The following is a 3,260-nucleotide window of genomic DNA, read 5'->3' on the forward strand; positions in this document are numbered from 1 at the left end:
CGGTTTGCGGCCACCAGAATTTCATGTCTTGCGCATAGTCTTGCGAGGGCAATCCCTTACAGTCGCGGAAGTTGATGATACCTCCATAGGGCTCGTCCCAGCCCCAATCCCACGACCAATCCAATATTTCGAGGGCCATTTTCTTTAAGTCTTCGTCCCAATTGCGGTGGCGCGACTCTTCCAAAACAAACCAAGCCGTCTCTATGCAATGGCCGGGGTTGATGGTTCGGCCATTGATGGTGTCGATAAACTCGCCGTTAGGGCCTACCGTTTCAAGCAATGCCTTGTATTCGGGGTGCATGAAATAGTGCTTAATGGCATGCAACGAAGTGTCGATTTGTTCTGTCAGAGTGGGGTCGTCGATGGCCATACGCAGTCGCGATGCCGTGTTGATGAGTATCATCGTGAGCGAATGGCCCTGGCATTGCACGTTAGGCAGGTACTTGGCAGGCAGTAAACCGGGCGTGTAGGCATAGCGTTGCACCAGCTTGAAAAGGTCTAGTGCGCGTTGAGCATAGCTTTTGTCGCCAGATGCAATGGCGTATTCGGCCATGGCAATGATGGCGAAACACTCCGAAAAGAGGTAACGCCGCATGCGAAGTGGCGTTCCCTCGGCCGTCACCTCGAAGTACATGCGCCCGTCGGGTGCGGTGCAGTGGTCGATAATGAAGTCGATGCAACTCTTAGAGGCCGCAAGCCATTCTGGGTTTTGTTCGATATTGTTGTACGCAGCAGCGGCAATAAAGCCGAAACGACCTTGAAACCACACGCTTTTAGTGGTGTCCATGAGCGTTCCGTCACGGTCTACGCAGGTATATACGCCGCCATTTTGGCGGTCCAATCCATATTTCATCCAGAACGGCATCACGTTGTTCACCAAATCGTCTTTATAACGTTGCGCCCATTGTTGCAGATATTGTTTTGTATCCATTTGCTTGTTAGTGCTTTTTCTCTTTATTTATTTGCACACGTTGCACCTTTCAAAGAATCCAATCTCTTCTAATTCTCTACGCATTTGTGCCTCTTCTTCGTCGGTCATGTTGCGGAAGGGCGTGCGGTTAGGCCCAAGGTCGAACCCAAGGAACTTCATGATGCGCTTTCCGCCAACGATGTTTCCGCGGAAATGGCATATAACATTGATAACTGCTTGCGAGAAGTTTTGCTTTTCGCGAGCCGTTTCCAAGTCGCCACGGTTCCATGCATCGATGATGCCCACTAGCTCGCGACCGTTATAATTGGTTGTTCCGCCGATGCCGCCTTTTGCTCCGCCCTGTGCCAAAGAAGGCAAGATGGTTTCATCTTGTCCGTGCAGCATGTCGTACTTTCCATCCTTATACAGTCGGCATTGGTTGTATTCGTACAAGCTTTCGTAGGTGTACTTAATGCCGGCAAAGTTAGGTATGCGCCCATCTACGGCTTTCAGCAAGTCGGTCATGGGCAAGAAAGCACCGTTGAAGGCGGGTATGTGATAGTAATAGAAAGGAAGCGAAGGCGCAGCCTCGGCAATGGCGGCGCAATAGTCAACCAATTCTTCTATGCGACCAATCTTTGGGAATGGCGGTGCCATTGCTCCTACGCCCCAAGCGCCAATCTTTTCGACGTGGCGTGCCAAGGCAACGCTTTCTTTAAGGCAGCAGCTGCCAACGTGTACGATGACTTTAAAGCCTGCGGGAGCAACGCTAACCCAGCGTTCGGTCAGTTGCATGCGCTCTTCGGTGGTGAGCATATAGCCCTCGCCCGACGAGCCGTTGATGAATACGCCCTTCAAGCCGTTGTGCTGTAACATCTGTGCATAGCGTTCGATGGGTTCGAGATTTACTTCGCCGTTGGCATGAAATGGCGTAAACGGCGCATCAATCAGTCCTATAATCTTTTCCATTATATTGTGAGTTTTATTTAAGTTCGTGAGTTATTGAGCTTGTAAGTTGGTGAGTTTGTGAGTTATTGAGTTTGTGAGTTGGGTGTTCCTAGTTATAACTTCGTAAACATCTAGTGGGTAAATGTAGCCGAAAAGACTAAGAAAGTAAAACATAATAGAACCCGAAAACTCAAAAACTTATGAACTCAAGAACCAACACCTTACGGCATATTATCTGTTTGCGGTCGCAAGAACGTGAGTTGCAGGATAAGGGCCAAGGCCACGATGCCGCCAAGTAGGGCGAAACCTAAGCCCAGATTGCCGCCATCGCTCCACGAACCCAACACTTGCGTAACGGCTGCACCAGCAAAAACGCCCGTCATGTTCATGATTCCATAGGCTGTTGCGCGGTATTTGGCCGACACAAACTGGCAAAGGATGGGCATATTGTTGGCATCGAAAATGCCAAAGCCAATTCCGAAGAGCAATCCTGCGCCCACTACGCCCACCACGCTGTGGCCAAAACCCAGCAGCAATAACGCGGGAATGGTGAGACTTAGGCCGATGGCACTGGTGTAAATGCGGCCACGGACGTTGCGTTGAGCCCACCTGTCGGAGAGTATTCCGCCGAAAATAACGCCGATGAACGACGAAACAGAGATGGTGATGGTAGACATTGGGCCAGCTGACGTCATGTCTAGCGACAGATTTTCAGAGAAAAGCGTGGGTAACCAGTTCTTCGTTGCCCAGCCAGGAAGACTAGGAACAGCAAAATAGAAGAGGATAATCCAAAAAGCCCAGTTGCTTAGCACCACGCTCAGTCCGCGCCAAATGCTCTCGCGCTTTTCGCCTGGTGCCACCGTGTTGCGACTTTTTACACTGCATTCGGGGTTTTCGTGGAGCAAGAACATCAGCAACAACGAATAGAGAACGCCAATCAAACCGAGGGCGAAAAAGGTTTGGTGCCATGAAAAGTGATGGGCTAAGTTGGCGCCAAAGCCGCCTAAGCCTTGTCCCACGTATAAGCCCGTCATGTGCACGCCGATGGCAAACGAACGCGATTTGCCTGTGTGCCAATCGGTGATAAGTGCTAGGGCAGAGGGTATGTAAAGGGCTTCACTAACACCCATAAGGGCGCGAAGAACGTAAAGCGTTTCAAAATTGGTGGCGAAACCCATTGAAAGCGTAACGGCCGACCAAACGAAAAGACTGCCCACCACAAGCCACTTGCGGCTAAGCTTGTCGGCTATAACGCCTGCAAAGGGGCTGAAACAGCCGTACACCCACATAAAAACGGCCATTAACGCGCCAAAAACCTCGGCTGTTTTCAATTCTTCGATGTCGGCCTTTATCGCTCCTTGCATCGTGGAGAGCATCTGGCGGTCCATATAGTTGAGCAGGG

3 protein-coding genes are annotated in these 3,260 nt (G+C 50.7%); all 3 read right to left on the bottom strand.

Annotated features, from left to right (window positions below; translation table 11 throughout):
• A partial coding sequence (locus BN93_RS12460) for an AGE family epimerase/isomerase (RefSeq protein ID WP_044260704.1) occupies positions 1-931 on the bottom strand: 931 nt, incomplete at its 3' end.
• A 27-nt stretch (positions 932-958) separates the two neighbouring features.
• Complete coding sequence (locus tag BN93_RS12465) at positions 959-1,879, bottom strand: dihydrodipicolinate synthase family protein (protein WP_019188659.1); 921 nt, start codon at positions 1,877-1,879, stop codon at positions 959-961.
• Positions 1,880-2,079: 200 nt separating this feature from the next.
• Positions 2,080-3,258: an MFS transporter gene (locus tag BN93_RS12470; protein ID WP_044260707.1), complete on the bottom strand. Its 1,179-nt coding sequence runs from the start codon at positions 3,256-3,258 to the stop codon at positions 2,080-2,082.
• Positions 3,259-3,260: the final 2 nt, after the last annotated feature.

The sequence above is a fragment of the Prevotella conceptionensis 9403948 genome (genome assembly GCF_000312305.1).
Lineage (GTDB): Bacteria > Bacteroidota > Bacteroidia > Bacteroidales > Bacteroidaceae > Prevotella > Prevotella conceptionensis.